The organism is Escherichia sp. E4930, from assembly GCF_005845405.1.
Taxonomy (GTDB): Bacteria; Pseudomonadota; Gammaproteobacteria; order Enterobacterales; family Enterobacteriaceae; genus Escherichia.
In genome coordinates this window covers 146,274-171,745 of the sequence record NZ_VCDZ01000001.1, presented here as the reverse complement: position 1 = coordinate 171,745, position 25,472 = coordinate 146,274, and the positions used below count along the sequence as shown (strand labels likewise).

Genomic DNA, 25,472 nt, shown 5'->3' with positions numbered 1-25,472 from the left:
CCCCGAACAATTATTTCACCAGTGCATTAATGACTGTTTCCATCGCCTGCTTTTCTAATTCGCTGCGTTGGATACGTTTATTTGCTAATGCTGTACGCAGCACACCAGCGATGACGATGTGTTTTGGCTCCTGGCCCAGGTCACGCATCTCCAACACCACTTTCCCTACCACTCTGCACATTTCGCGGTACAGTTCATCATCTTTTGTCCGGTTGCCCATTATTAACACCCATTTATCATGCCAGTTATCAGCATATATCAATCTCATCACTTAAACAAAAAACAAACAAAATCAAACAAATAACTCGATAAATTATTATAATTGCATCTGTTGTGTAACGAAGGTATGCACTCTGTCTTTACTCCTGTCATCCTCCGCCTTCCAGCCATCGCCTTCCCGTTGCGCAAACAGCGATGATTTTGCGTAATCTGCTATCGAGGACGTTAAATCTTTGATAACAGTTTATTGTGTATATGCATGAATGTTTTTGAAACGCTGTTTTTGTTTTCCTTTTTGATTAAATTCAGCGTATAATCCGCGCCAATTGACTCTTGAATGGTTTCAGCACTTTGGACTGTAGAACTCAACGACTCAAAAACAGGCACTCACGTTGGGCTGAGACACAAGCACACATTCCTCTGCACGCTTTTTCGATGTCACCTATCCTTAGAGCGAGGCACCATCACTTTCGTAATACCGGATTCGCTTTCCGGCAGTGCGCCCAGAAAGCAAGTTTCTCCTATCCTTCTCAACTTAAAGACTAAGACTGTCATGAAAAAGACCAAAATTGTTTGCACCATCGGCCCAAAAACCGAATCTGAAGAGATGTTAGCTAAAATGCTGGACGCGGGCATGAACGTCATGCGTCTGAACTTCTCTCATGGTGACTATGCAGAACACGGTCAGCGCATTCAGAACCTGCGCAACGTGATGAGCAAAACCGGTAAAACTGCCGCTATCCTGCTCGATACCAAAGGTCCGGAAATCCGCACCATGAAACTGGAAGGCGGTAACGACGTTTCCCTGAAAGCAGGCCAGACCTTTACTTTCACCACTGACAAATCTGTTATCGGCAACAGCGAAATGGTTGCGGTAACTTATGAAGGTTTCACCACCGACCTGTCCGTAGGCAACACCGTACTGGTTGACGATGGTCTGATCGGTATGGAAGTTACCGCTATCGAAGGTAACAAAGTTATCTGTAAAGTACTGAACAACGGTGACCTGGGCGAGAACAAAGGTGTGAACCTGCCAGGCGTTTCCATCGCCCTGCCGGCACTGGCAGAAAAAGACAAACAGGACCTGATCTTCGGTTGCGAACAAGGCGTAGACTTTGTTGCTGCTTCCTTTATCCGTAAACGTTCTGACGTTGTCGAAATCCGTGAGCACCTGAAAGCGCACGGCGGCGAAAACATCCAAATCATCTCCAAAATCGAAAACCAGGAAGGCCTCAATAACTTCGACGAAATCCTCGAAGCATCTGATGGCATCATGGTTGCACGTGGCGACCTGGGTGTAGAAATTCCGGTTGAAGAAGTTATCTTCGCCCAGAAGATGATGATCGAAAAATGTATCCGTGCACGTAAAGTCGTTATCACTGCGACCCAGATGCTGGATTCCATGATCAAAAACCCACGTCCGACTCGCGCAGAAGCCGGTGACGTAGCCAACGCCATCCTCGACGGCACCGACGCAGTAATGCTGTCTGGAGAATCCGCAAAAGGTAAATATCCGCTGGAAGCTGTTTCTATCATGGCGACCATCTGCGAACGTACCGACCGCGTGATGAACAGCCGTCTCGAGTTCAACAACGACAACCGTAAACTGCGTATCACCGAAGCGGTTTGCCGTGGCGCAGTTGAAACTGCTGAAAAACTGGATGCTCCGCTGATCGTCGTAGCGACCCAGGGCGGTAAATCTGCTCGTGCAGTACGTAAATACTTCCCGGATGCAACCATTCTGGCGCTGACCACCAACGAAAAAACGGCTCATCAGCTGGTACTGAGCAAAGGCGTTGTACCGCAGCTGGTTAAAGAAATTACCTCTACTGATGATTTCTACCGTCTGGGTAAAGAACTGGCGCTGCAGAGCGGTCTGGCGCACAAAGGCGACGTCGTAGTCATGGTTTCTGGCGCGCTGGTACCGAGCGGTACTACCAACACCGCATCTGTTCACGTCCTGTAATATTGCTTTTGTGAATTAATTTGTATATCGAAGCGCCCTGATGGGCGCTTTTTTTATTTAATCGATAACCAGAAGCAATAAAAAATCAAATCGGATTTCACTATATAATCTCACTTTATCTAAGATGAATCCGATGGAACCATCCTGTTTTCTCTCATTTTTTTTATCTAAAACCAAGCGTTCGATGTTTCTTTGAGCGAACGATCAAAAATAAGTGCCTTCCCATCAAAAAAATATTCTCAACATAAAAAACTTTGTGTAATACTTGTAACGCTACATGGAGATTAACTCAATCTAGAGGGTATTAATAATGAAAGCTACTAAACTGGTACTGGGCGCGGTAATCCTGGGTTCTACTCTGCTGGCAGGTTGCTCCAGCAACGCTAAAATCGATCAGCTGTCTTCTGACGTTCAGACTCTGAACGCTAAAGTTGACCAGCTGAGCAACGACGTGAACGCAATGCGTTCCGACGTTCAGGCTGCTAAAGATGACGCAGCTCGTGCTAACCAGCGTCTGGACAACATGGCTACTAAATACCGCAAGTAATAGTACCTGTGAAGTGAAAAATGGCGCACATTGTGCGCCATTTTTTTTGCCTGCTCATTACGCCTATTGCGTCGCGCGTAACATATTTCCTTGCTCTGGTTCACCATTCTGCGCTGACTCTACTGCAGACGCATTGCTGGCTACTGGAGTTGCTCCACTGCTTACCGCAACCGGATACCCTGCCCGACGATACAATGCTTTATCGACTAACTTCTGATCTACAGCCTTATTGTCTTTAAATTGCGTGAAGCCTGCAGGCAGTGCGTACGGCATTGTCTGAACGTTCTGCTGTTCTTCTGCCGATAGCGGTCGATGCACTTCAACATAACGCATCCCGTTCGGTTCTACAGAGTATTTTACCGGTTCGTTGATCACTCTTACCGGCGTTCCCGTTCTCACACTGGAGAACAGTGCTTTAATGTCCGGCGCGTTCATACGCATACAGCCTGAACTGACGCGCAAACCGACGCTGTCCGGCGCACTGGTGCCATGAATGAGGTATTCGCCGTTGCCGTGCGCCAGGCGCAGTGCGTAGCGTCCCAGAGGGTTATTCGGCCCGGCTGGAACAACTGGCGGTAATTTGATGCCTCGCTCCAGTGAACGCTGACGAATACCCGCCGTGGGCGTCCAGGTAGGATTGGGGATTTTCTGCCCTACCCGTGTTTCCATCACTGGCGTTTCCAGCCCCTGCAAGCCAATGCCTATCGGGTAGACCTGCACGATATTTTCTCCCGGCGGATAATAATAAAGACGCAGTTCCGCAAGGTTCACAATTATCCCCTGGCGCGGTGCATCAGGTAATAACAGTTGCGAAGGAATGGTTATTGTCGTGCCTGGTTTTGGCACCGGAGCAATTGTGTTATTGGCTTCAAGGATCAACATTGCCGCAGTATCAAAACGACGGGCAATAGCCTGAAGGTTTTTATCCCCCTCTTGCACCGTATAGGTTTGATTTTGCCCAACCAGTCGGCTTCCGGTTGGTGGGAGCGGGTAATCTACCGCCCAGGCTGCCTGAATGGCGCTGAAAGCGCCGATAAGAGTCAGTGTTAGTAAAGACGCGCGTTTCATTGTAAACCTCCTGTATTTGCCGGTGGCTCACGCTGAAACGACGGATGGCGCTTATGTTTACCTGAAACCGAAACACTCCTGTGCAGGCCAGTGTAAACATCGACCACCCGGCAAAGTGAGCCTACCGGATGAAAGCTGTTCCTTTAGTTTAGCTAAGTGCAGCGGCTTTGGCGCGAATTGCGCGAATCATCGCTTCCAGACCTTGTGAGCGTGATGGAGTGAGATGTTGGGTGAGCGCCATTTTTTCAAACCACGGACGCACATCGAAATGGACAATATCCTGCGGCGTCATTTGATCGTAGAGAATAAAAACGACCGCAATAAGCCCTTTCACAATGGCCGCATCGCTGTCGCCCTGCAATTCAATAATTCCCTGCGCATTCTGACGCATTACAATCCATACCTGACTCTGGCATCCCTGAATACTATTTTGCGGGCTTCTGTCTTCGTCGCCTAATTCCGGCAGACGCTGTCCCAGTTCAATAATGTAGAGATATTTCTCTTCCCAGTTGGTGCAGCGTAAAAAGTTACGCAGCAATTTTTCTTTATCCGGCAATACAGCCATAGAGCCTCCCTTTTACCCCAGTAGACGATGAATACGTTGCAATCCAGTTACCAGACGATCCACTTCTTCATGGGTGTTGTACATTGCCAGCGACGCCCGACACATCGCGGGTACGTTGTAATAGGCCATTAATGGCATTGCGCAGTGATGTCCGGTACGCACAGCAATACCGTAGTTATCAAGAAAACTGCCGACGTCATAGGCGTGGTGTTTACCGAGATTAAAGGCAATAACGCCAAGTCTGTCCGGCGGGCCATAGAGCGTAAGATCCGGCACCGCAGCCAACTGCGACAATGCGTAATGCATCAGATTTTGTTCATACTCGGCAATGTTGTTAAGCCCAAGCGCCGAAACATACTCCAGCGCCGCGCCAAGGCCAATAATACCTCCGGTATTGGGCGTACCGGCTTCAAACCGCCACGGCGCTTTGGTCCAGGTAGTGCCTTCACTCAGGCTGACGGTGGCAATCATAGAACCGCCACCTTCCCACGGCGGCATCTCCTGCAACAAGGCTTCTTTGACATACAGCACGCCAATGCCGGTGGGACCATACAGTTTATGCCCGGAGAAAACGTAGAAATCGCAATCCAGTGCCTGAACATCCACCGGATGATGCATCACCGCCTGAGCGCCATCCACCAGCACTATTGCGCCATGCTGGTGCGCAAGCGTGATCATCTCCGCCAGCGGATTTTCCGTCCCCAGCACGTTGGAGACATGGGTAATTGCCAGCAGGCGAGTTTTCTCGTCGAACAGATTGGGCAGTGTATCCAGTTGCAGTGTGCCGTCCGGGTTAAGCGGGATCACACGCAACTCTGCGCCAACACGCGCGCAAAGCATTTGCCAGGGAACAATATTGGCATGATGTTCCATTTGACTAATGATGATATTGTCGCCTGATCTCACGTTGCTGTTGCCCCAGCTATTGGCGACCAGATTGATTCCTTCCGTCGTGCCGCGGACAAACACCAGCTCTTCCGCCGAACGGGCATTAATAAACAGCGATGCCCGCTTGCGCACGTTCTCCATTTTCTCGGTCGCCTGGGCGCTTAAGGTATGAATACCGCGATGCACCGCCGCGTAGCCGTGACGATAAAACTCAGCCTCGGCGTCAATCACCTGGCTCGGTTTCTGCGCACTGGCGGCGCTGTCGAGATAAGCCAGTGGCAGACCGTTCACCTCACGCGAAAGCACCGGAAAGTCGGCCCGCACTTTGTCGACGGAAAAAGTCATCTTGCACCTCCCGGCAGCCGTTGACCGATTCGGGCCAGCACCTGCTGTTTGAGCCCATCATCACGCAATGCTTCCGTCAGTTCGGCGGCAAAGGCGTAGATAATCATCTGCTGGGCATCCTGTTGATTGATCCCGCGCGAACGCAGATAGAACATCTGTTCGTTATCAATACGCCCCACCGTCGCACCGTGGCTGCATTTCACATCATCAGCATAGATTTCCAGCTGTGGTTTGGTATCCACTTCCGCCAGTTTACCCATCAGCAGATTATTGTTGGTCATCTGGCCGTCAGTCTTGATGGCGTGCTGCGCGACGTTGATCAAACCGTTAAACACCGCGCGACCTTTGTCGCTGACGATAGTTTTGTGCAACTGGCGGCTATTACAAAAACCTTTATTGTGTTCCAGCCAGGTGCGGGTATCACACACTTCGTTTTTCACCGGCATCGCCAGGCTATTGATGCGCAGCGTGCTGTTTTCGCCATTGAGTTGCGTACTGGTGTTGTGTCGTAACACGGCGCCGCCAAGCAGGAAACTGTGGCTAAATGCCGTGGCATCGTCTGCCAGCAGCAAGTCATTATGCGCAAAGTGGTGGCTGACCGGGTTTTCAAACGCCAGCTTGATATGCTGCAAGTGGGCGTTCGCTGCGACGTTGATAGTGAACCGTGCGCCAGTGAAATGACGAGCATCATTAAGACTGACAAAATGTTCAATCACCGTTGCTTCGGCACCTTCCGCCAGATCCAGATGATGTCGGTAATGGGCAGTATTCACCTCTTCACCTGCCACGCCCTGGGTGATATGCATTAACAGCAATGGCTTTGCCGGCCGTTGACCGCGCTTCACGGCGATATGCGTCACGCTTTGTGCCAGGCTTTCCGTCAAATGCAGAAACACTTCCGCCTGAATAGCGTCGGGCAATCCCTGACGGTCGTCGTTAACGCTTACATCATACCCGCTGCCTTCAGTTGCATCGCTCAGCGCTGGCATGTAACGTCCATCGACAAACACCAACCGCACGGCGTCTAACGTTAACGCTAAGGCATCGCGTTGTTGCGGGGATATCTCACCCGCAATGCTGACAAACTGGCTATTGGTCAGCCCTTCCAGCGGCGTATATTTCCAGTGCTCATGTTTACGTGTCGGCAGCCCGGTACGCAGCAATTGTTGTAAATGCTGCTGTGCTTCTGGAGAACGTTTCGCCCCTTCAGCTTCAAACAAATGATGCCACTGTTGCAGCGCATTACTGCTGTTCGGTAAGCCAGCCATAACCCTGCTCCTCCAGTTGCTTGACCAACGTGAAATCACCGGATTTCACAATTCGCCCCTGATACAGAACATGGACGTAATCAGGCTTGATGTAGTCAAGAATGCGTTGGTAGTGCGTAACAATGATGAATGAACGCTTGCCGTCACGCAGCGAGTTCACGCCATCGGCGACCACCTTTAATGCGTCGATATCGAGCCCGGAGTCCGACTCATCAAGAATGCACAGTTCCGGTTCCAGCACCGCCATTTGCAAAATATCGTTGCGCTTTTTCTCACCACCAGAAAAACCAACGTTGACCGAACGCGTGAGTAAATCTTCCGGCATCTTCAGGAGAGCAATTTTTTCTTCCATCAAATCCTGAAAATCAAAGCGGTCGAGCGTTTCCTGGCCGCGATAGCTGCGCACCGCATTAAGTGCCGTTTGCAGGAAAAACTGGTTACTGACGCCGGGAATTTCCACCGGATACTGGAAGGCCATAAAAATGCCTTCACCTGCACGATCTTCCGGCGACAGCGCAAGCAAATCTTTGCCTTTAAACTCAACCGTGCCGCCCGTCACTTCATAATCTTCGCGCCCGGCAAGCGTTGCCGATAAGGTACTTTTACCCGAACCGTTTGGCCCCATAATGGCGTGAACTTCGCCGGGACGAACGTCGAGGCTTAATCCGCGCAGGATAGCTTTATCTTCCACGCTGACGTGTAAATCTTTAATACTTAACATGTTTATTCCTTATCCGACGCTGTGTTCAAGACTGATGGCGAGGAGTTTTTGTGCTTCAACGGCAAATTCCAGCGGCAGTTCCGAGAACACGTCTTTGCAGAAACCGTTAACAATCATCGAGATGGCGTCTTCTTCGCTGATCCCGCGTTGCAGGCAGTAAAACAGTTGATCTTCACCAATACGTGATGTCGTTGCCTCGTGCTCCAGTTGTGCGCTGTTATTGCGACATTCGACATACGGGAAGGTATGCGCCCCACAATTAGCGCCAATCAGCATTGAGTCGCACTGAGTGAAATTGCGCGCATTGGTCGCCGTCGGCATGATTTTCACTAATCCGCGATAACTGTTCTGACTATGTCCGGCAGAGATCCCTTTCGAGATAATGGTCGATTTGGTGTTTTTACCGATATGGATCATCTTGGTGCCGGTATCCGCTTGCTGATGACCGCTGGTCAGCGCTACTGAGTAAAACTCACCAATGGAGTTATCGCCGCGCAAAATGCAGCTGGGATATTTCCACGTAATCGCTGACCCGGTTTCTGATTGCGTCCATGACATTTTGCTGTTTTCGCCTTCGCACAAAGCACGCTTGGTGACGAAGTTGAGAATACCGCCGGTGTTGTTATCGCCAGGGAACCAGTTTTGTACCGTGGAATATTTCACCTCGGCGTTTTTATGGATGATGACTTCCACCACCGCCGCGTGTAACTGATAGCTGTCACGCACCGGAGCTGAACAGCCTTCAATGTAGCTGACGTAGCTGTCTTCATCGGCCACCAGAATGGTGCGCTCAAACTGCCCGGTTTTTTCCGCGTTAATGCGGAAATAGGTGGAGAGCTCCATCGGGCAGCGCACGCCTTTAGGCACATAAATAAACGTACCGTCAGAGGCCACTGCCGCATTAAGCGCGGCAAAGAAGTTGTCATTCCCGGGTACCACAGTGCCGAGATATTTCTTCACCAGTTCCGGGTGATCGTGAATCGCCTCGCCAAAGGAACAGAAGATAATTCCCTGCTCCGCCAGTTTTTCGCGATAAGTGGTGGCAACCGAAACAGAGTCGAAAATGGCATCCACCGCCACCTCTTTGCCTTCCCGCACGGGAACGCCTAGCTGCTCAAACGCCGCCTCCACCTCTTTACTTAAAAAGGCGTTCGCGCCAGTTTGCTGCACCGCGCCGGGTTCAGACGCGCAGTTGTCGTCACAATTACCGCACGATGGTGCCGAGTAGTAGCTGTAATCCTGATAATTCAGCTTGTCGTAGTGCGCTTTCAGCCAGTGCGGCTCTTCCATCTCCAGCCATGCGCGGTAGGCGTTGAGACGAAACTCCAGCATCCACTCCGGCTCATTACGCTTCGCCGAAATTGCGCGCACCACCTCTTCGTTTATCCCCTTTGCCAGCTCATCGGTGGCTAACTGGGTGAAGAATCCTTCTTTATAATTCAGCGGGCCGCCGGTCCAGGTTTTGACATCGTCAGTTGCTTCAGTATTACGAGACATAGTACCGCCTATACCCCAAAGCTTTCGCCACAGCCACATTCATTCTGGGCTTTCGGGTTGTGAAATTTGAATATCTGATTGAGTCCTTCGCGAACGAAATCGACTTCCGTGCCATCAATAAACGGCATCGCTTGCAGCGGGACGAACAGCTTCGCGCCGTCACGTTCAAACAGCAGATCATCTTTCTCTGGCTCGCTGACGCTGTCGAGCACATAGCCAAAGCCCGCGCAGCCTGTTTGTTTGACGCCTAAACGCACGCCAACCATGCCCGACTGCTTCGCGACTAACTCACGTATATGCGCCGCGGCTGCGGGTGTTAACGTTAAGCCTTGCCAGGCGAAATCCTGTGGATTAAACGTTCCTGAATGCATGTCCATCGATTTACCTCACTTCATCGCTTTCAGCGGATAACAGCATGTTAGTGATAATGATTATCAGTTCAACCCAGCAAACGCAGGGGCTTTAGCGTAAAACATGCTTTTTGCCTGTATTTAATAAGCATAGACCCTGATGAGAGGGTTAACAGGCATGCTAAGAATTAGGTATCTCATTGTTAGATAATGATTATTATCGAGTGGGTGTTAAGGCTGTGATGGAAAAGAAAAAGTTGTATCGAAAATGACTATTTAAGAGATAGGTAAAAAAGTGGCGAGTTCTGAAATAAGAAAACCCTTAAGTCTGTGCATCACAGGCTTAAGGGTTTCTACCCCATCCGGCGCTTATCTCCGGCACTCAAAGTGGCTTAGCTCTTGAAGGGGCGATAAGAATAATCTCATAAGACTGCGTCGCCGTTTTAACACAAACTGCGATTTGTATTATTTTTGAGCAATATCAGGCAGGTAACAACGGGAGGGCGGTCAGAAAATAATCGTCAGACCTGGACAGATGTTAATCCAGGTCGATGGGCGTTCAGACTATGTTCAGTAGGGATTAATGCACGCCCAGACGCCAGGCGAAGTAGATTTCTTCTTTCAGTTCCGTAGACGAAAGAGTAAGCAGATCAGCAAATTCAAGTTCTAGTTGTTTCAGACGCTTGAGATATTGAGCGGGTGAAAGATTGCTTTGGTCACGGCGTAAAAATTCGATAGCCAGCTGGGTGGGATTAAGTTGAGTAGACATAGCATCCTCGCTTTAGACAAGACCTGCACAGTATACCACCGTTTACTGCGCAGATAATAACCAAAAGCAATATGCATCACACTTTTCTGGTGACAACGTCACAAAATGGCGGTCGTCAATCGTGATGAACAACACAAACGCCCGTTTTCATCGAATATTTCGATCTGCCAGACCTGATGCCGTGAACCGAGATGCAGCGGTTTACAAACGCCGCGTACCCGCCCTTCTCGTGCTGAGCGAACATGGTTAGCATTGATTTCCAGGCCAACCACTTTTTGCTCACCTTCGGTACATAAATACCCGGCAACGGAACCAATACTTTCGGCCAGCACCACGGATGCACCTCCATGCAGTAACCCGAAAGGCTGCTTTGTCCGCGAGTCTACTGGCATTGTCGCTTCAAGGGTGTCATCACCAATATGTTCAAAGCGAATATCCAGCAACCCCACCATGTTTCCTTCACCCATAGCATTCAGTGCTTCCAGGGTGATTTTACGTTTCCAGATCATTTAATAATCTCCAGTAATGCCTGCACGGGATGGCGTACCCCCGTCCCTTCAACCCGTTTAACCTGGCTGCGGCAAGAATACCCGGTCGCCAGACAGCGATTACGCGGCAGACGCTGCATTGCCTGATGCCAGGATAACTCATAGATCCCGAGCGAGTTTTTATGGTTTTTCGCCTCATGTCCGTAAGTCCCTGCCATGCCGCAGCAACCCACGCTGACATTTTCCAGTTTCGCGCCAAAACGGGCAAATATCGCGGCCCATTGTGCTGGCGCCCCCGGCAAGGTGGTAACTTCAGTACAGTGACCAAAGAAATACCATGATTCACCGCTGACTGCTGTCACTGGCTGTGACTGAAGTGCGCTTGCCAGCCATTCATTCGCCAGTAAGACGTTAAACTCGCCACGCGCCTCGCCCAGAGCCAGTTTATATTCATCGCGATAACAGAGCACCAGCGCCGGATCGACCCCCACCATTGGCATCCCCAGTTTCGCCATACGGTTGAGAAAATCCGCCGTCTTTTTCGCCGTCTTCGCAAAACGATTAAGAAAGCCTTTGATATGCTGCGCTTTACCATTCGGTGAGAATGGCAACAGCACTGGCTGGAAACCTAATTTTTCGACCAGACGAACAAAATCCGCCACCACCTGCGCATCGTAATAACTGGTGAAAGGATCCTGCACTACCAGCACCGTGCGTGCTTTCTGTTCTGAACTGAGCGCTTCAAGCTGTTCCAGCGTCATGTTTGCCGAGCGATGCCCCACCATTTGTTGTTGCAGCGACGGCACTGAAAGCAGCGGCAAATCGACCATACCGATGTGTTTTTCCGAGAGTTTGCGCACCAGCGGCTGGTTAATGAAGAAGTTAAAAGTCTTTGGCGCACGCGCCATCAGCGGTGCGTAACTTTCGACCGTTGCCACCAGATGATCGCGCAATGGGCGTAGATAGCGCGTGTGATAGAGTTGCAGGAAACGAGAGCGAAACTCCGGTACGTCAATTTTGATCGGACACTGAGTCGAACACGCTTTACAGGCCAGGCAGCCCGACATCGCCTCTTTCACTTCGTGCGAGAAGTCATATTCGCCTTTATTTGCATGCCAGCTATTGCGCATACGGGCAATTAACGTGCGCAAGCTGACGCCAGACTCTGGTAGCTCTTGCTCCAGTTTTAGAGGGTCAACGCCGCGATCCGCCAGCAAACGTAACCATTCACGCACCAGTGTTGCACGCCCTTTCGGTGAATGAATGCGGTTCTGAGTTATCTTCATTGACGGACACATCGGGCTGCGGGCATCAAAGTTGAAGCACAAACCGTTGCCATTGCATTCCATAGCGCCGCGCCACTGCTGGCGTACCGCGATGGGGATTTGTCGGTCATACGTGCCACGCTTTACCGCGTCCACTTTCATCATTGGCGCGTCAATACCTTCTGGTGGGCAGATTTTCCCTGGATTTAGTCGGTTATGCGGATCAAACGCCGCTTTAACCTTGCGTAGCTCTGCGAAAAGCTCTTCACCGAAAAACGCCGGACTGTATTCGGCACGAAAACCTTTACCGTGCTCGCCCCATAACAAGCCACCGTATTTTGCAGTCAGCGCCACCACGTCATCAGAGATTTGCTTCATCAACATCTCTTGTTGCGGATCGCACATATCCAGCGCTGGACGGACGTGCAAAACACCAGCGTCGACGTGGCCAAACATGCCATAACTTAAACCGTGGCTGTCGAGCAGCGCGCGAAATTCAGCAATATAATCTGCCAGATGTTCCGGCGGCACGCAGGTATCTTCGGCAAATGGAATCGGTTTGGCTGCACCTTTGGCATTGCCGAGCAGGCCGACGGCTTTTTTGCGCATTGCATAAATACGCTCAACACCTGCCAGCTCACTGCACACCTGCCAGCCGATCACCCCTGCCTGCTGGCTGGCAATCAGTTCATCCAGCCGCGCACAGAGTGAATTTACCCGCTCGTCAATCAGCGCCTCATCATCTCCGGCAAATTCAACAATGTTCAGCCCGAGCATCTCTTTGTCTGGCACATTGGTAATCAGTTCGCTGACGGAATGCCAGACAATATCTTCCCGCGCCAGATTCAGCACTTTTGAGTCCACCGTCTCTACCGAAAGCGCACGCGCCTCAACCATAAACGGCGCATTACGTAGCGCGGAGTCAAAAGAGTCATATTTGACGTTCACCAGACGGCGCACTTTAGGCAAGCGCGTAATATCGAGCCGCGCTTCGGTAATAAAGGCCAGCGTCCCTTCTGATCCGGTCAGAATGCGCGTCAGGTCGAACTCGGTCATCTCATCGTTAAAGACATGACGCAGATCGTAACCGGTAAGAAAACGGTTAAGTTTGGGGAATTTGTCGATGATTAATTGGCGTTGCTGGCGGCAACGTTGATAGACAGTGTTGTAGATCCGCCCAATCGTGGTATTGGTTTTACCCAACGTTTCAGCAAGTTCGACAGGTAAAGGTTGCGTATCGAGAATATCGCCCCCCAACAACACCGCCCGCACGCCCAACACGTGATCTGACGTTTTGCCATAGACCAGCGATCCCTGACCTGATGCATCGGTATTGATCATCCCGCCGAGCGTTGCCCGGTTGCTGGTCGAAAGTTCTGGCGCAAAAAAGTAGCCAAATGGTTTCAGGTACTGATTGAGTTGGTCTTTTATCACCCCGGCCTCAACGCGCACCCAGCCCTCTTCAGGGTTAATTTCGATGATGCGGTTCATATGGCGGGACATATCAACAATAATCCCCTGGTTGAGCGCCTGACCGTTAGTGCCGGTACCGCCGCCGCGGGGGGTAAAGATCAGCGATGAATAGCGTTCCTGCGCGGCCAGACGGGCAATTAACGCCACATCTGCGGTTGAACGCGGAAATACCACCGCATCGGGGAGAAGTTGGTAAATACTGTTGTCGGTCGACATTGTCAGACGATCGGCATAACTTGTCGCCGTATCGCCGGTAAAACCTTGTTGCTCCAGCTCTTGCAAAAAATTAAGCACCAGTTGAACGACGCCGGGTGCCTGGGAAATCTGTGGAATCATTATAGTGACCCTTTCCTGCGGTCTGTGATGTAGGTCGATACACTGTTCTTTCAGGCTGCTGCAATAGCGCACTGAAAGGTGATGTTTGTTTACTCTATGGATTTCGAGTTGCAGGAAGGCGGCAAGCGAGTGAACTCCAGGAGCTTACAAAAGTAAGTGACTGGGGTGAACGAACGTAGCCGCTGCACATGCAACTTGAAATACGACGAGTAAATCGTTTGCGTGTTGCCTGAGTTGTTGTACCACATTTTTTTCTAACACGCCCATCAGAATTAAGGGCAGAATCGGCCTGTTAAAAACCGCTGAAATTGCTCATCATTATGCAGGTGAGTTTCGCGTGTTCACGTCGCGTCGACGATTTGACGCACAAAAAAGGTGAAAAGTAGTTATGGTAAATGTTCGTCAGCCCAGGGATGTCGCACAAATTCTGCTTTCGGTGCTGTTTTTAGCCATCATGATTGTGGCATGTCTGTGGATCGTTCAACCCTTTATTCTCGGCTTCGCATGGGCCGGTACGGTGGTTATCGCCACCTGGCCGGTATTGTTACGTTTGCAAAAGATCATGTTTGGCCGTCGCTCTCTCGCCGTTCTGGTAATGACGTTGCTCCTGGTGATGGTGTTTATCATCCCTATCGCCTTACTGGTTAACAGTATCGTCGACGGCAGTGGCCCGTTAATTAAGGCCATCTCCAGTGGAGATATGACATTACCGGATTTAGCGTGGCTTAATACCATTCCGGTGATTGGCGCGAAGCTGTACGCAGGCTGGCACAATTTGCTGGATATGGGCGGCACGGCAATTATGGCGAAAGTCCGTCCTTATATTGGCACCACCACCACCTGGTTCGTCGGGCAAGCCGCGCATATCGGGCGCTTTATGGTGCATTGTGCCTTGATGCTGCTCTTCAGCGCCCTATTGTACTGGCGCGGTGAACAGGTGGCGCAAGGTATTCGCCATTTTGCGACCCGTCTGGCTGGTGCTCGCGGTGATGCTGCTGTACTGCTGGCGGCGCAGGCTATCCGCGCAGTGGCGCTGGGCGTTGTGGTGACTGCGTTAGTGCAGGCAGTGCTTGGCGGTATCGGTCTGGCCGTTTCTGGTGTGCCTTACGCCACGCTGCTAACGGTATTAATGATCCTCTCCTGCCTCGTTCAGCTAGGTCCGCTGCCAGTGTTGATTCCGGCGATTATCTGGCTCTACTGGACCGGCGATACCACCTGGGGAACGGTATTGTTAGTGTGGAGCGGTGTGGTTGGCACTCTGGATAACGTCATCCGCCCAATGCTAATTCGCATGGGCGCAGATTTACCGCTGATTCTGATCCTCTCCGGGGTTATTGGTGGTTTGATTGCTTTCGGTATGATCGGTCTGTTTATTGGTCCGGTACTACTGGCTGTTTCCTGGCGTCTGTTTGCTGCGTGGGTTGAAGAAGTCCCGCCGCCGACTGACCAACCAGAGGAAATTCTCGAAGAGCTGGGCGAAATCGAGAAACCGAATAAGTAATTTCTCATCAGGCGGCTCTGCCGCCTGATTGTTAATCACTGCTAATTGATATTTCATTCCTCCAGTCCGTATTTTCCTGCTTACCGCCATTCAGCTGGCAGTATCTGTCGCAAATCCTTTACAGTTTTTAAACTAATGAGACGAATCTGATCGACGCAAAAAGTCCGTATGCCTACTATTAGCTCACGGTTATAAATCAACATATTGATTTATAAGCATGGAAATCCCCTGAGTGAAACAACGAATTGCTGTGTGTAGTCTTTGCCCATCTCCCACGATGGGCTTTTTTTTAACATTTTTTGCTTCATTACCCCGCCTCTCGTTCTTTCCAATAATGTTGCACAAGATACTGTGACTCTCTTCAAGCCGTAAGCAGGCTGATAATGTTATTTATATTTTATTCTTTTTTTCATGCAGCCATTACACGATGAACGCTTATGAACTCCAGGCACTACGCCATATTTTTGCCATGACCATTGATGAATGCGCGACCTGGATTGCCCTGACGGGCGACAGTGAAAGCTGGCAACAATGGGAGAAAGGAAAAACGGATATTCCTGACGAGATAGTTGAAAAACTGCTGGCAATGCGCCAGCAAAGAAAAAGGCATCTTCACGCCATCATAGAAAAAATAAACAACCGCATCGGCAACAACACCATGCGTTTTTTCCCCAATTTAATCGCATTTCAACATATCTACCCTGAAGGTAATTTTATTGACTGGAAGATTTACCAGTCTGTCGCAGCTGAATTATATGCGCACGATCTGGAACGCCTGTGTTGATATTTTAACGGGATACAACGGACGTCATGACAAAAATAATAAACGGATGCTGACATAACAACAGCAACTTTTTAAGCAATATTGCTAAGTAGATCTTATGAAAAATCCCTACCTCCCTACCGCGCTTGGGTTGTATCTCAATTACCTGGTGCATGGTATGGGTGTCATTTTGATGACTTTAAATATGGCCTCGCTGGAGACGCTCTGGCAGACCAATGCCGCAGGCGTTTCGATTGTTATTTCATCATTAGGTATAGGACGATTGAGTGTCTTGCTTTTTGCAGGATTATTATCCGATCGTTTTGGTCGCCGCCCTTTTATTATTCTGGGTATGTGCTGCTATATGGCCTTCTTTTTTGGCATCCTGCACACCAATAACATCATTATTGCTTATGCTTTTGGTTTCCTGGCGGGCATGGCGAACAGTTTTCTCGATGCTGGTACCTATCCCAGTTTGATGGAAGCCTTTCCTCATTCACCGGGTACAGCCAATATTTTAATTAAAGCCTTTGTCTCCAGCGGGCAATTTTTATTGCCGCTAATTATCAGCCTGTTAGTGTGGGCTGAACTGTGGTTCGGTTGGCCTTTTATGATTGCCGCGGCGATTATGATCGTTAACGGTCTGTTTTTATATCGCTGTACCTTTCCACCACATCCGGGCCGTCGCTTGCCTGTGGTAAAGAAAGCGACCACTTCCGCGGGGCATCGCTGCTCAATTATTGATTTAGCCAGTTACACCCTCTATGGCTATATTTCAATGGCAACCTTTTATCTGGTTAGCCAGTGGCTGGCACAATACGGGCAATTTGTCGCTGGCATGTCATACACCATGTCGATCAAATTACTCAGTATCTATACCGTGGGTTCGCTGCTGTGTGTATTTATTACTGCTCCACTCATTCGTAAAACCGTTCACTCAACAACATTGTTGATGCTGTACACTTTTATCTCATTTATCGCCCTGCTCACCGTCTGCCTGCATCCCACATTTTATGTGGTGATAATATTTGCTTTCGTCATCGGTTTTACCTCCGCAGGTGGTGTTGTACAAATTGGCCTGACGTTAATGGCGGAACGTTTTCCCCATGCCAAAGGAAAAGCAACGGGGATCTATTACAGTGCGGGCAGCATTGCAACATTTACCATTCCGTTGATTACGGCTCATCTTTCGCAAAGAAGTATTGCCGATATTATGTGGTTCGATACCGCCATCGCTGCTATCGGCTTTTTACTGGCGCTGTTTATTGGCGTACGCAGTCGAAAAGAAGCACAACATCCATCATTAAAGGAGAATGTTGCTACGGGCGGGTAATGCAATATTCTTTTCAGGTCATGCAAGATCTTACGGATAAATTACTCTTTCTGCGCTAATTAAGGAAAATCGCGATCAAAAACAAACTATCACATGCAATATTCCTGGAAACATAAACTTTATGCCATGTACCCAGAGAAAATCATCTTCAGTATAGTGATTATGAAAACCGTCGAAATACAACACGGACGGTAACAAAATTATCTTTCAGCAAGGAGCTGTGAAAATGTCTCAAAATAAGGCTTTCAGCACGCCATTTATCCTGGCTGTCCTTTGTGTATACTTCAGCTATTTCCTACATGGCATTAGTGTTATTACGCTTGCACAAAACATGTCATCTCTGGCAGAAAAGTTTTCTACCGATAACGCCGGTATCGCCTATTTAATTTCTGGTATCGGTCTGGGCCGTCTGATAAGTATTTTATTCTTCGGTGTAATCTCCGATAAATTTGGTCGACGAGCAGTAATATTCATGGCCGTTGCCATGTATATGCTGTTTTTCTTTGGTATTCCGGCCTGCCCAAGTTTAGCTCTCGCTTACGGTCTGGCTGTGTGCGTTGGTATCGCCAACTCAGCCCTGGATACCGGTGGATATCCGGCGTTGATGGAATGCTTCCCGAAAGCCTCGGGTTCAGCCGTAATATTGGTTAAGGCGATGATATCGTTCGGCCAAATGCTCTATCCGATGCTGGTGAGTTATATGCTGTTGAATAACATCTGGTACGGTTATGGGCTTATTATTCCAGGCATCCTGTTTGTGCTGATCACGCTGATGCTATTGAAAAGCAAATTCCCAGGTCAGTTGGTGGATGCCAGCGTAGCTGGTGAACTACCGCAAATGAACAGTAAACCGTTAGTCTGGCTGGAAGGTGTTTCATCAGTACTGTTCGGTGTTGCCGCGTTCTCGACCTTTTATGTAATTGTCGTGTGGATGCCCAAATATGCGATGGCATTTGCCGGTATGTCGGAATCCGAGGCATTAAAAACTATCTCTTATTACAGTATGGGTTCGCTGGTCTGTGTCTTTATTTTTGCCGCACTATTGAAAAAAATGGTACGTCCCATCTGGGCTAACGTGTTTAACTCAGCGCTGGCAACGGTAACCGCCGCTATCATTTATCTGTACCCTTCTCCACTGGTGTGTAATGCAGGGGCTTTTGTCATCGGTTTTTCTGCTGCTGGCGGTATTTTACAGCTTGGCGTTTCAGTCATGTCCGAGTTTTTTCCAAAAAGCAAAGCCAAAGTCACCAGTATTTATATGATGATGGGTGGTCTGGCCAATTTTGTTATTCCGCTGATTACCGGTTATCTGTCAAATATCGGCCTGCAATACATCATCGTTCTCGATTTTACTTTCGCGCTTCTGGCCCTGATTACCGCAATTATTGTTTTCATCCGCTATTACCGCGTTTTCATTATTCCTGAAAATGATGTCCGGTTTGGCGAACGCAATCTTAGCACCCCGGTTAAACACAATTAAGCAAAGAAATTAGAGGAGTTAATTATGGATGTTACCGCTAAATACGAATTGATTGGCCTGATGGCCTATCCTATCCGCCACAGTTTATCGCCTGAAATGCAAAACAAAGCCTTAGAAAAAGCGGGATTGCCATTTACCTATATGGCCTTTGAAGTGGATAACGATAGCTTTGCCGGCGCAATTGAAGGCTTAAAAGCCTTAAAAATGCGCGGAACCGGTGTGTCGATGCCTAACAAACAACTGGCGTGTGAATATGTTGATGAATTAACACCAGCGGCCAAACTGGTTGGCGCTATCAATACCATCGTCAATGATGACGGCTACCTGCGCGGCTATAACACCGACGGCACGGGCCATATTCGCGCCATTAAAGAGAGCGGTTTTGATATCAAAGGCAAAACGATGGTGCTGCTAGGTGCCGGTGGTGCCTCAACGGCGATTGGCGCGCAAGGCGCGATTGAAGGTTTAAAAGAGATTAAAATCTTCAACCGTCGGGATGAATTCTTCGATAAAGCCCTCGCCTTCGCACAACGGGTCAACGAAAACACCGATTGTGTCGTCACCGTGACCGATCTCGCCGATCAGCAAGCCTTTGCTGAAGCCCTGGCTTCCGCCGACATTTTAACCAACGGCACAAAAGTGGGTATGAAGCCTCTTGAAAATGAATCATTAGTTAACGATGTCAGTATGTTACATCCAGGACTGCTGGTCACTGAATGCGTGTATAACCCGCATATGACGAAGTTATTGCAGCAGGCGCAACAAGCAGGTTGCAAAACGATTGATGGATACGGCATGTTGTTGTGGCAAGGGGCTGAACAGTTCACGTTATGGACTGGCAAAGATTTCCCTCTGGAATACGTTAAACAGGTCATGGGGTTCGGCGCCTGACAGGCTGACCGCGTGCAGAAAGGGTAAAAAATGAAAACCGTAACAGTAAAAGATCTCGTCATTGGCACGGGCGCACCAAAAATCATCGTCTCGCTGATGGCAAAGGATATCGCCAGCGTGAAATCTGAAGCTCTCGCCTATCGTGAAGCGGACTTTGATATTCTGGAATGGCGTGTGGACCACATTGCCGACCTCTCCAGCGTGGGGTCTGTCATGGCCGCGGCAAAAATCCTCCGTGAGGTAATGCCAGAAAAACCGCTGCTGTTTACCTTCCGTAGCGCTAAAGAAGGCGGCGAGCAGGCGATTTCCACTGAGGCTTATATTGCACTCAATCGCGCAGCCATCGACAGCGGTCTGGTCGATATGATCGATCTGGAGTTATTTACCGGCGATGATCAGGTTAAAGAAACCGTCGCCTATGCACATGCGCATGATGTGAAGGTTGTCATGTCCAACCATGACTTCCATAAAACGCCGGAAGCCGAAGAGATTATTGCCCGTTTGCGTAAAATGCAGTCCTTCGACGCCGATATTCCTAAAATTGCGTTGATGCCGCAAAGCACCAGCGATGTCCTGACGTTGCTTGCCGCTACCCTGGAGATGCAGGAGCAGTATGCCGATCGTCCAATCATCACGATGTCGATGGCAAAAACTGGCGTAATTTCCCGTCTGGCTGGTGAAGTATTTGGTTCGGCGGCAACCTTTGGCGCAGTAAAAAAAGCCTCTGCGCCTGGGCAAATATCGGTGAATGATTTGCGCACAGTATTAACTATTTTGCACCAGGCGTAATAAATAACGTACCGGCGGGAGTAACCTTCCCCGCCGTATTAAAAAAATATTTTTAAAGAGTATTTGATAAAAATATTCTGTGGGTATCTGTGCGCTATTTTTAATTCTCGCACAGATAAATCCATACCTGAATCAGGAAAAAATAATGAAACCTGTAAAACCACCTCGTATTAATGGACGCGTGCCGGTCCTGTCGGCACAGGAAGCGGTAAGTTATATTCCCGACGAAGCAACACTTTGTGTATTAGGTGCAGGTGGCGGTATTCTGGAAGCCACCACATTAATTACCGCACTTGCTGATAAATATAAACAAACCCAGACGCCGCGTAATTTATCGATTATTAGCCCTACAGGGCTTGGCGATCGCGCCGATCGGGGTATTAGTCCGCTGGCGCAAGAAGGCCTGGTGAAATGGGCATTATGCGGCCATTGGGGACAATCACCGCGTATTTCTGAACTCGCAGAACAAAATAAAATTGTTGCCTATAACTATCCACAAGGTGTGCTCACTCAAACATTGCGCGCTGCTGCTGCCCACCAGCCAGGAATTATTAGCGATATTGGTATCGGAACGTTTGTCGACCCTCGCCAGCAAGGCGGCAAACTGAATGAAGTGACTAAAGAAGATCTGATTAAACTGGTCGAGTTTGATAATAAAGAATATCTCTATTACAAAGCGATCGCGCCAGATATTGCCTTTATTCGTGCCACCACCTGCGACAGCGAAGGCTACGCCACCTTTGAAGATGAAGTGATGTATCTCGACGCATTGGTTATTGCCCAGGCGGTGCACAATAACGGTGGTATCGTGATGATGCAGGTGCAGAAGATGGTTAAGAAAGCCACGCTGCATCCTAAAGCTGTCCGTATTCCAGGTTATCTTATCGATATTGTGGTGGTCGATCCGGACCAAACCCAACTGTATGGCGGTGCGCCAGTTAATCGTTTTATTTCTGGTGACTTCACCCTGGATGACAGTACCCAACTTAGCTTGCCTCTTAATCAGCGTAAATTAGTCGCGCGGCGCGCATTGTTTGAAATGCGCAAAGGTGCTGTGGGGAATGTTGGTGTCGGTATTGCCGACGGTATTGGCCTGGTCGCCCGGGAAGAAGGTTGTGCTGATGACTTTATTCTGACGGTGGAAACAGGCCCAATTGGCGGTATTACTTCGCAAGGTATCGCCTTTGGCGCGAACGTGAATACCCGCGCCATTCTGGATATGACTTCCCAGTTCGATTTTTACCACGGCGGTGGTCTGGATGTCTGTTATTTGAGTTTTGCCGAAGTCGACCAGCACGGTAACGTCGGTGTGCATAAATTCAATGGCAAAATCATGGGTACCGGTGGATTTATTGATATCAGTGCCACCTCGAAGAAAATCATTTTCTGCGGCACGTTAACTGCGGGCAGTTTAAAAACAGAAATTGCCGATGGTAAATTAAATATCGTCCAGGAAGGACGGGTAAATAAATTTATCCGTGAACTACCGGAAATTACTTTTAGCGGAAAAATCGCGCTCGAACGGGGACTGGATGTTCGTTACATCACCGAACGTGCTGTATTCACCCTGAAAGAAGACGGCCTGCATTTAATCGAAATCGCGCCTGGCGTCGATTTACAAAAAGATATTCTCGACAAAATGGATTTCACCCCAGTGATTTCGCCAGAACTGAAAATGATGGACGAAAGATTATTTATCGATGCGGCGATGGGTTTTGTCCTGCCTGAAGCGGCTCATTAACAGGAGTATAATGATGGATTTTTCTTTAACTGAAGAACAAGAACTGCTGCTGGCCAGTATTCGCGAACTGATTACAACTAGCTTTCCGGAAGAGTATTTCCGCACCTGCGATCAAAACGGGACATATCCGCGTGAGTTTATGCGGGCGCTGGCGGATAACGGCATTTCTATGCTTGGCGTGCCGGAAGAGTTCGGCGGCATCCCTGCGGATTACGTCACCCAGATGCTGGCGCTGATGGAAGTGTCAAAATGCGGTGCTCCGGCGTTTTTGATTACCAACGGTCAGTGTATTCACAGCATGCGCCGTTTCGGTTCTGAGGAGCAGCTACGTAAAACGGCAGAAAGCACCCTGGAAACCGGCGACCCCGCCTATGCCCTGGCGTTGACGGAACCCGGTGCTGGCTCAGATAACAACAGCGCCACCACCACTTACACGCGTAAAAATGGCAAGGTTTACATCAACGGACAGAAAACCTTTATTACCGGTGCGAAAGAGTACCCGTATATGCTGGTGTTGGCGCGCGATCCGGAACCGAAAGATCCGAAAAAAGCCTTCACCCTGTGGTGGGTTGAGTCCAGTAAGCCCGGCATTAAGATCAATCCGCTGCATAAAATCGGCTGGCATATGCTTAGCACCTGCGAAGTTTATCTCGACAACGTGGAAGTTGAAGAGAGCGACATGGTAGGCGAAGAAGGAATGGGTTTCCTCAATGTGATGTACAACTTTGAGATGGAGCGCCTGATCAACGCCGCGCGCAGCACTGGCTTTGCCGAATGCGCATTCGAAGATGCCGCCCGCTATGCCAACCAGCGTATCGCTTTTGGTAAGCCAATTGGTCATAACCAGATGATCCAGGAAAAGCTGGCACTGATGGCGATTAAGATCGACAACATGCGCAATATGGTTCTGAAAGTGGCATGGCAAGCTGATCAGCATCAGTCACTGCGCACCAGCGCGGCGCTGGCAAAACTGTACTGCGCGCGTACTGCGATGGAAGTCATTGACGATGCGATTCAAATCATGGGCGGTCTGGGCTACACCGATGAGGCGCGCGTCTCCCGCTTCTGGCGTGATGTGCGCTGTGAACGGATTGGCGGTGGTACTGACGAGATTATGATTTACGTTGCAGGTCGGCAGATCCTGAAAGATTACCAGAATAAATAATCTTCAGGCGGCGCAGCTTCTGACAAAAACTGCGCCGCCAGATTTATCCGGCAAGACTTACAGGTTCAGAAAATTCAGATAAGATTTCTTGTTCCGCAAAACAATTTTTAAATTGTTTGCGGTAATCACTGGGAGAACAGCCAACATGGCGCAAAAACAGTTTGGCAAAATGATCGACATTTTCATAACCCACGCGCCAGGAGATTTCTGCCTGCGACAAATCGGTATTGGTCAGCAACCATTTCGCTTCCGTCATACGCCGTTGAATGACGTAGTTAATGGGAGAAATTCGATACTCTTTAGTAAATTCATGACAAATATAACTGACGCTGGCACGAAATTTTTTCGATAACTGTTCTAAAGTGATTTTTTCGCGGTAATTATTATTAAGATAAAAGAGAATATCTTTTATCAGGACATCTTTTTTAATATATCCCTGCTCCGAACGATAGGCATTTTTAAAGTTTTCGTAATAGAGAATCGCTAACGTATAGGAAAATGCATCCCACACTGAAGAGGTGTTGCCATTTTTACTTTGCGGTAAAATCACACTTAATTCATTAAAAAGCGTTTTGATGACCTCTTTTCCCTGCCCTGCGGCAATTACCGGACAGGAATGCGGTTGCAGTAACTGATTTTCTTCTGCGCCCTGAAACTGAAAACCGTATAGCGCACAGGTACAGGTCGTTGCCGGGTCGTTAGCATCTGAAGCTACCGCGTGCAGTCTGCCACGTTCTATCACCACAATGTCATCGGCATGTGCCACATAGAGCGAAGAATCAATGGTAAACCTTGCCACCCCTTTCTTAACATAAATCAGCTCGGTTTCATTGTCATGAACGTGATGTCCCGACTCCCATTTAGGATCGTCACTAAACGCAAAGCGCGAAAGTCGTGGCGTTTTACCGGCGACAAACAGCGTTTCGCTGGCATTATCAAAACAGCGTTGATACATGACAACCTCCCTATTCTATGAGCAAGCAAAAACAATATATGCCGGATAAAATACGGCGTGTATTGCGGTTATACAACCGCATTTAGCGAGAGCTAAACAAGATTATTTACATTGAATGCAAGATAGTACGCCCAGCACAGAAGAATATTTCTGTACATTTCGCTTTTGTTTTAGCGATCGCATTTTTTTTGCAAGATTGTTGGCAAGGAAAACAGATTGCTCCGTCGAAAACCCCGCCCTGCTATCGCACACTATTTTCAGGCCATTTTTACCTTCCATCGGAGATGGTTCCGTATGCGACCCACAGGAGAAATCATGAAAATAATAACCTGCTTTAAGCTGGTGCCTGAAGAACAGGACATTGTTGTCACTCCCGAGTACACCCTCAATTTCGACAATGCCGACGCCAAAATCAGCCAGTTCGATCTCAATGCCATTGAAGCTGCAAGCCAGCTTGCAACAGATGACGATGAGATAGCCGCGCTGACTGTTGGCGGTTCATTGTTGCAGAACTCAAAAGTGCGTAAAGACGTGTTATCCCGCGGACCGCACTGTCTGTATATGGTGCAGGATGCCCAGCTTGAGCATGCACTCCCCCTTGATACGGCTAAGGCCCTGGCCGCGGCGGCAGAAAAGATCGGCTTCGATTTACTGATCTTCGGTGAAGGTTCTGGCGATCTCTATGCCCAACAGGTTGGCCTGCTGGTGGGAGAAATGTTGCAACTTCCGGTGATCAACGCGGTGAGTGCCATTCAGCGTCAGGGGAATACGCTGATAGTTGAACGCACTCTTGAAGATGAAGTTGAAGTGATCGAACTCGCTGTTCCAGCCGTGCTGTGCGTCACGTCCGATATTAACGTGCCACGCATTCCATCGATGAAAGCCATTCTCGGCGCGGGCAAAAAAACGGTACATCAGTGGCAGGCGAGTGATATCGGCTGGAGCCAGGCCACGCCGCTTGCTGAACTGATCGGCGTTCGCGTACCGCCGCAAACAGAACGCAAACACATCATTCTCGATAACGATTCGCCGGAAGCCATTGCCGAGCTGGCGGAACATCTGAAGAAAGCCCTGAACTAAAGCCAACGG

Annotated in this window: 23 protein-coding genes, 1 other RNA gene and 1 pseudogene; 13 read left to right on the top strand and 12 right to left on the bottom strand. The window is 49.2% G+C overall.

The window, feature by feature from the left end; all coding sequences use genetic code 11:
• Window positions 1-10: 10 nt before the first annotated feature.
• Window positions 11-220 (bottom strand): fumarate hydratase FumD, encoded by a 210-nt coding sequence (gene fumD, locus FFT88_RS00870; RefSeq protein ID WP_000528337.1) that lies wholly within the window; start codon window positions 218-220, stop codon window positions 11-13.
• A 350-nt stretch (window positions 221-570) separates the two neighbouring features.
• Between fumD and FFT88_RS25790 the strand changes: the two genes are divergently transcribed.
• The 3 genes from FFT88_RS25790 (at window position 571) to lpp (ending at window position 2,732) form a co-directional block, all read left to right on the top strand.
• Complete coding sequence (locus FFT88_RS25790; RefSeq protein WP_242664678.1) at window positions 571-765, top strand: hypothetical protein; 195 nt, start codon at window positions 571-573, stop codon at window positions 763-765.
• Window positions 766-772: 7 nt separating this feature from the next.
• The gene (gene pykF, locus FFT88_RS00865; protein ID WP_064530058.1) at window positions 773-2,185 is read left to right on the top strand and encodes a pyruvate kinase PykF; all 1,413 of its coding nucleotides are present in this window, start codon (window positions 773-775) and stop codon (window positions 2,183-2,185) included.
• 310 nt (window positions 2,186-2,495) lie between these two features.
• A complete protein-coding gene (gene lpp / locus FFT88_RS00860; protein ID WP_000648420.1) occupies window positions 2,496-2,732 on the top strand; it encodes a murein lipoprotein Lpp in 237 nt (78 codons plus the stop codon).
• 63 nt (window positions 2,733-2,795) lie between these two features.
• Here the strand turns inward: lpp and ldtE are convergent, their stop codons facing one another.
• The 10 genes from ldtE to FFT88_RS00810 all read right to left on the bottom strand — a co-directional run bounded on the left by ldtE (window position 2,796) and on the right by FFT88_RS00810 (window position 13,765).
• Entirely contained in the window at window positions 2,796-3,800 is a 1,005-nt protein-coding gene (ldtE, locus tag FFT88_RS00855; RefSeq protein WP_130208226.1) for a L,D-transpeptidase LdtE, read from the bottom strand.
• 148 nt (window positions 3,801-3,948) lie between these two features.
• Window positions 3,949-4,365 carry a cysteine desulfuration protein SufE gene (sufE, locus tag FFT88_RS00850; RefSeq protein WP_130224699.1) on the bottom strand — a complete coding sequence of 139 codons (417 nt, stop codon included), beginning with the start codon at window positions 4,363-4,365 and terminating at the stop codon, window positions 3,949-3,951.
• Window positions 4,366-4,377: 12 nt separating this feature from the next.
• A complete protein-coding gene (gene sufS, locus FFT88_RS00845; protein ID WP_135405845.1) occupies window positions 4,378-5,598 on the bottom strand; it encodes a cysteine desulfurase SufS in 1,221 nt (406 codons plus the stop codon).
• On the bottom strand, window positions 5,595-6,866 hold the full coding sequence (gene sufD / locus FFT88_RS00840; RefSeq protein WP_135405844.1) for a Fe-S cluster assembly protein SufD: 1,272 nt from the start codon (window positions 6,864-6,866) through the stop codon (window positions 5,595-5,597). Before sufD ends, sufS begins: the two co-directional genes overlap by 4 nt.
• Window positions 6,841-7,587, bottom strand: coding sequence for a Fe-S cluster assembly ATPase SufC (gene sufC / locus FFT88_RS00835; RefSeq protein ID WP_000948872.1), 747 nt, complete (start codon window positions 7,585-7,587; stop codon window positions 6,841-6,843). Before sufC ends, sufD begins: the two co-directional genes overlap by 26 nt.
• Before the next feature lie 9 nt (window positions 7,588-7,596).
• The gene (gene sufB, locus FFT88_RS00830; RefSeq protein WP_097438869.1) at window positions 7,597-9,084 is read right to left on the bottom strand and encodes a Fe-S cluster assembly protein SufB; all 1,488 of its coding nucleotides are present in this window, start codon (window positions 9,082-9,084) and stop codon (window positions 7,597-7,599) included.
• A gap of 8 nt (window positions 9,085-9,092) precedes the next feature.
• Entirely contained in the window at window positions 9,093-9,461 is a 369-nt protein-coding gene (gene sufA, locus FFT88_RS00825; protein WP_135405843.1) for a Fe-S cluster assembly scaffold SufA, read from the bottom strand.
• 553 nt (window positions 9,462-10,014) lie between these two features.
• Window positions 10,015-10,203, bottom strand: coding sequence for a YdiH family protein (locus FFT88_RS00820; protein WP_088376204.1), 189 nt, complete (start codon window positions 10,201-10,203; stop codon window positions 10,015-10,017).
• Between the two features lie 98 nt (window positions 10,204-10,301).
• Window positions 10,302-10,712: a 1,4-dihydroxy-2-naphthoyl-CoA hydrolase gene (gene menI / locus FFT88_RS00815; protein ID WP_130257778.1), complete on the bottom strand. Its 411-nt coding sequence runs from the start codon at window positions 10,710-10,712 to the stop codon at window positions 10,302-10,304.
• On the bottom strand, window positions 10,709-13,765 hold the full coding sequence (locus FFT88_RS00810; RefSeq protein WP_135405842.1) for an FAD-binding and (Fe-S)-binding domain-containing protein: 3,057 nt from the start codon (window positions 13,763-13,765) through the stop codon (window positions 10,709-10,711). Before FFT88_RS00810 ends, menI begins: the two co-directional genes overlap by 4 nt.
• A gap of 388 nt (window positions 13,766-14,153) precedes the next feature.
• Here FFT88_RS00810 and ydiK point away from each other — a divergent pair, with 388 nt between their 5' ends.
• The 9 genes and pseudogenes from ydiK (at window position 14,154) to FFT88_RS00765 (ending at window position 23,428) form a co-directional block, all read left to right on the top strand.
• Complete coding sequence (gene ydiK / locus FFT88_RS00805) at window positions 14,154-15,266, top strand: AI-2E family transporter YdiK (protein WP_135405841.1); 1,113 nt, start codon at window positions 14,154-14,156, stop codon at window positions 15,264-15,266.
• 185 nt (window positions 15,267-15,451) lie between these two features.
• An RNA gene (gene rprA, locus FFT88_RS00800) (antisense sRNA RprA) lies at window positions 15,452-15,559 on the top strand.
• A gap of 134 nt (window positions 15,560-15,693) precedes the next feature.
• Window positions 15,694-16,050: a YdiL family protein gene (locus FFT88_RS00795; RefSeq protein WP_130208240.1), complete on the top strand. Its 357-nt coding sequence runs from the start codon at window positions 15,694-15,696 to the stop codon at window positions 16,048-16,050.
• A 97-nt stretch (window positions 16,051-16,147) separates the two neighbouring features.
• Window positions 16,148-17,362, top strand: a complete 1,215-nt coding sequence (locus FFT88_RS00790; RefSeq protein WP_135405840.1) for an MFS transporter — start codon at window positions 16,148-16,150, stop codon at window positions 17,360-17,362.
• Between the two features lie 226 nt (window positions 17,363-17,588).
• Window positions 17,589-18,855 (top strand): annotated as a pseudogene (locus FFT88_RS00785) (MFS transporter).
• A gap of 11 nt (window positions 18,856-18,866) precedes the next feature.
• Window positions 18,867-19,733 (top strand): quinate/shikimate dehydrogenase, encoded by an 867-nt coding sequence (gene ydiB, locus FFT88_RS00780; RefSeq protein ID WP_130218929.1) that lies wholly within the window; start codon window positions 18,867-18,869, stop codon window positions 19,731-19,733.
• 30 nt (window positions 19,734-19,763) lie between these two features.
• Window positions 19,764-20,522 (top strand): type I 3-dehydroquinate dehydratase, encoded by a 759-nt coding sequence (gene aroD, locus FFT88_RS00775; protein ID WP_135405838.1) that lies wholly within the window; start codon window positions 19,764-19,766, stop codon window positions 20,520-20,522.
• 145 nt (window positions 20,523-20,667) lie between these two features.
• Window positions 20,668-22,263 (top strand): acyl CoA:acetate/3-ketoacid CoA transferase, encoded by a 1,596-nt coding sequence (locus FFT88_RS00770; RefSeq protein WP_135405837.1) that lies wholly within the window; start codon window positions 20,668-20,670, stop codon window positions 22,261-22,263.
• Between the two features lie 13 nt (window positions 22,264-22,276).
• Complete coding sequence (locus FFT88_RS00765) at window positions 22,277-23,428, top strand: acyl-CoA dehydrogenase (protein WP_135405866.1); 1,152 nt, start codon at window positions 22,277-22,279, stop codon at window positions 23,426-23,428.
• A 43-nt stretch (window positions 23,429-23,471) separates the two neighbouring features.
• Here the strand turns inward: FFT88_RS00765 and FFT88_RS00760 are convergent, their stop codons facing one another.
• Window positions 23,472-24,383, bottom strand: coding sequence for an AraC family transcriptional regulator (locus FFT88_RS00760; protein ID WP_130208252.1), 912 nt, complete (start codon window positions 24,381-24,383; stop codon window positions 23,472-23,474).
• A gap of 315 nt (window positions 24,384-24,698) precedes the next feature.
• Here FFT88_RS00760 and FFT88_RS00755 point away from each other — a divergent pair, with 315 nt between their 5' ends.
• Entirely contained in the window at window positions 24,699-25,463 is a 765-nt protein-coding gene (locus tag FFT88_RS00755; RefSeq protein WP_135405836.1) for an electron transfer flavoprotein, read from the top strand.
• Window positions 25,464-25,472: the final 9 nt, after the last annotated feature.

Bases quoted from the DNA above. Each gene is read 5' to 3' on its own strand.
- fumD (WP_000528337.1), bottom strand. From the start codon at position 220: ATGGGCAACCGGACAAAAGATGATGAACTGTACCGCGAAATGTGCAGA.
- pykF (WP_064530058.1), top strand. From the start codon at position 773: ATGAAAAAGACCAAAATTGTTTGCACCATCGGCCCAAAAACCGAATCT.
- lpp (WP_000648420.1), top strand. From the start codon at position 2,496: ATGAAAGCTACTAAACTGGTACTGGGCGCGGTAATCCTGGGTTCTACT.
- ldtE (WP_130208226.1), bottom strand. From the start codon at position 3,800: ATGAAACGCGCGTCTTTACTAACACTGACTCTTATCGGCGCTTTCAGC.
- sufE (WP_130224699.1), bottom strand. From the start codon at position 4,365: ATGGCTGTATTGCCGGATAAAGAAAAATTGCTGCGTAACTTTTTACGC.
- sufS (WP_135405845.1), bottom strand. From the start codon at position 5,598: ATGACTTTTTCCGTCGACAAAGTGCGGGCCGACTTTCCGGTGCTTTCG.
- sufD (WP_135405844.1), bottom strand. From the start codon at position 6,866: ATGGCTGGCTTACCGAACAGCAGTAATGCGCTGCAACAGTGGCATCAT.
- sufC (WP_000948872.1), bottom strand. From the start codon at position 7,587: ATGTTAAGTATTAAAGATTTACACGTCAGCGTGGAAGATAAAGCTATC.
- sufB (WP_097438869.1), bottom strand. From the start codon at position 9,084: ATGTCTCGTAATACTGAAGCAACTGACGATGTCAAAACCTGGACCGGC.
- sufA (WP_135405843.1), bottom strand. From the start codon at position 9,461: ATGGACATGCATTCAGGAACGTTTAATCCACAGGATTTCGCCTGGCAA.
- FFT88_RS00820 (WP_088376204.1), bottom strand. From the start codon at position 10,203: ATGTCTACTCAACTTAATCCCACCCAGCTGGCTATCGAATTTTTACGC.
- menI (WP_130257778.1), bottom strand. From the start codon at position 10,712: ATGATCTGGAAACGTAAAATCACCCTGGAAGCACTGAATGCTATGGGT.
- FFT88_RS00810 (WP_135405842.1), bottom strand. From the start codon at position 13,765: ATGATTCCACAGATTTCCCAGGCACCCGGCGTCGTTCAACTGGTGCTT.
- ydiK (WP_135405841.1), top strand. From the start codon at position 14,154: ATGGTAAATGTTCGTCAGCCCAGGGATGTCGCACAAATTCTGCTTTCG.
- FFT88_RS00795 (WP_130208240.1), top strand. From the start codon at position 15,694: ATGAACGCTTATGAACTCCAGGCACTACGCCATATTTTTGCCATGACC.
- FFT88_RS00790 (WP_135405840.1), top strand. From the start codon at position 16,148: ATGAAAAATCCCTACCTCCCTACCGCGCTTGGGTTGTATCTCAATTAC.
- ydiB (WP_130218929.1), top strand. From the start codon at position 18,867: ATGGATGTTACCGCTAAATACGAATTGATTGGCCTGATGGCCTATCCT.
- aroD (WP_135405838.1), top strand. From the start codon at position 19,764: ATGAAAACCGTAACAGTAAAAGATCTCGTCATTGGCACGGGCGCACCA.
- FFT88_RS00770 (WP_135405837.1), top strand. From the start codon at position 20,668: ATGAAACCTGTAAAACCACCTCGTATTAATGGACGCGTGCCGGTCCTG.
- FFT88_RS00765 (WP_135405866.1), top strand. From the start codon at position 22,277: ATGGATTTTTCTTTAACTGAAGAACAAGAACTGCTGCTGGCCAGTATT.
- FFT88_RS00760 (WP_130208252.1), bottom strand. From the start codon at position 24,383: ATGTATCAACGCTGTTTTGATAATGCCAGCGAAACGCTGTTTGTCGCC.
- FFT88_RS00755 (WP_135405836.1), top strand. From the start codon at position 24,699: ATGAAAATAATAACCTGCTTTAAGCTGGTGCCTGAAGAACAGGACATT.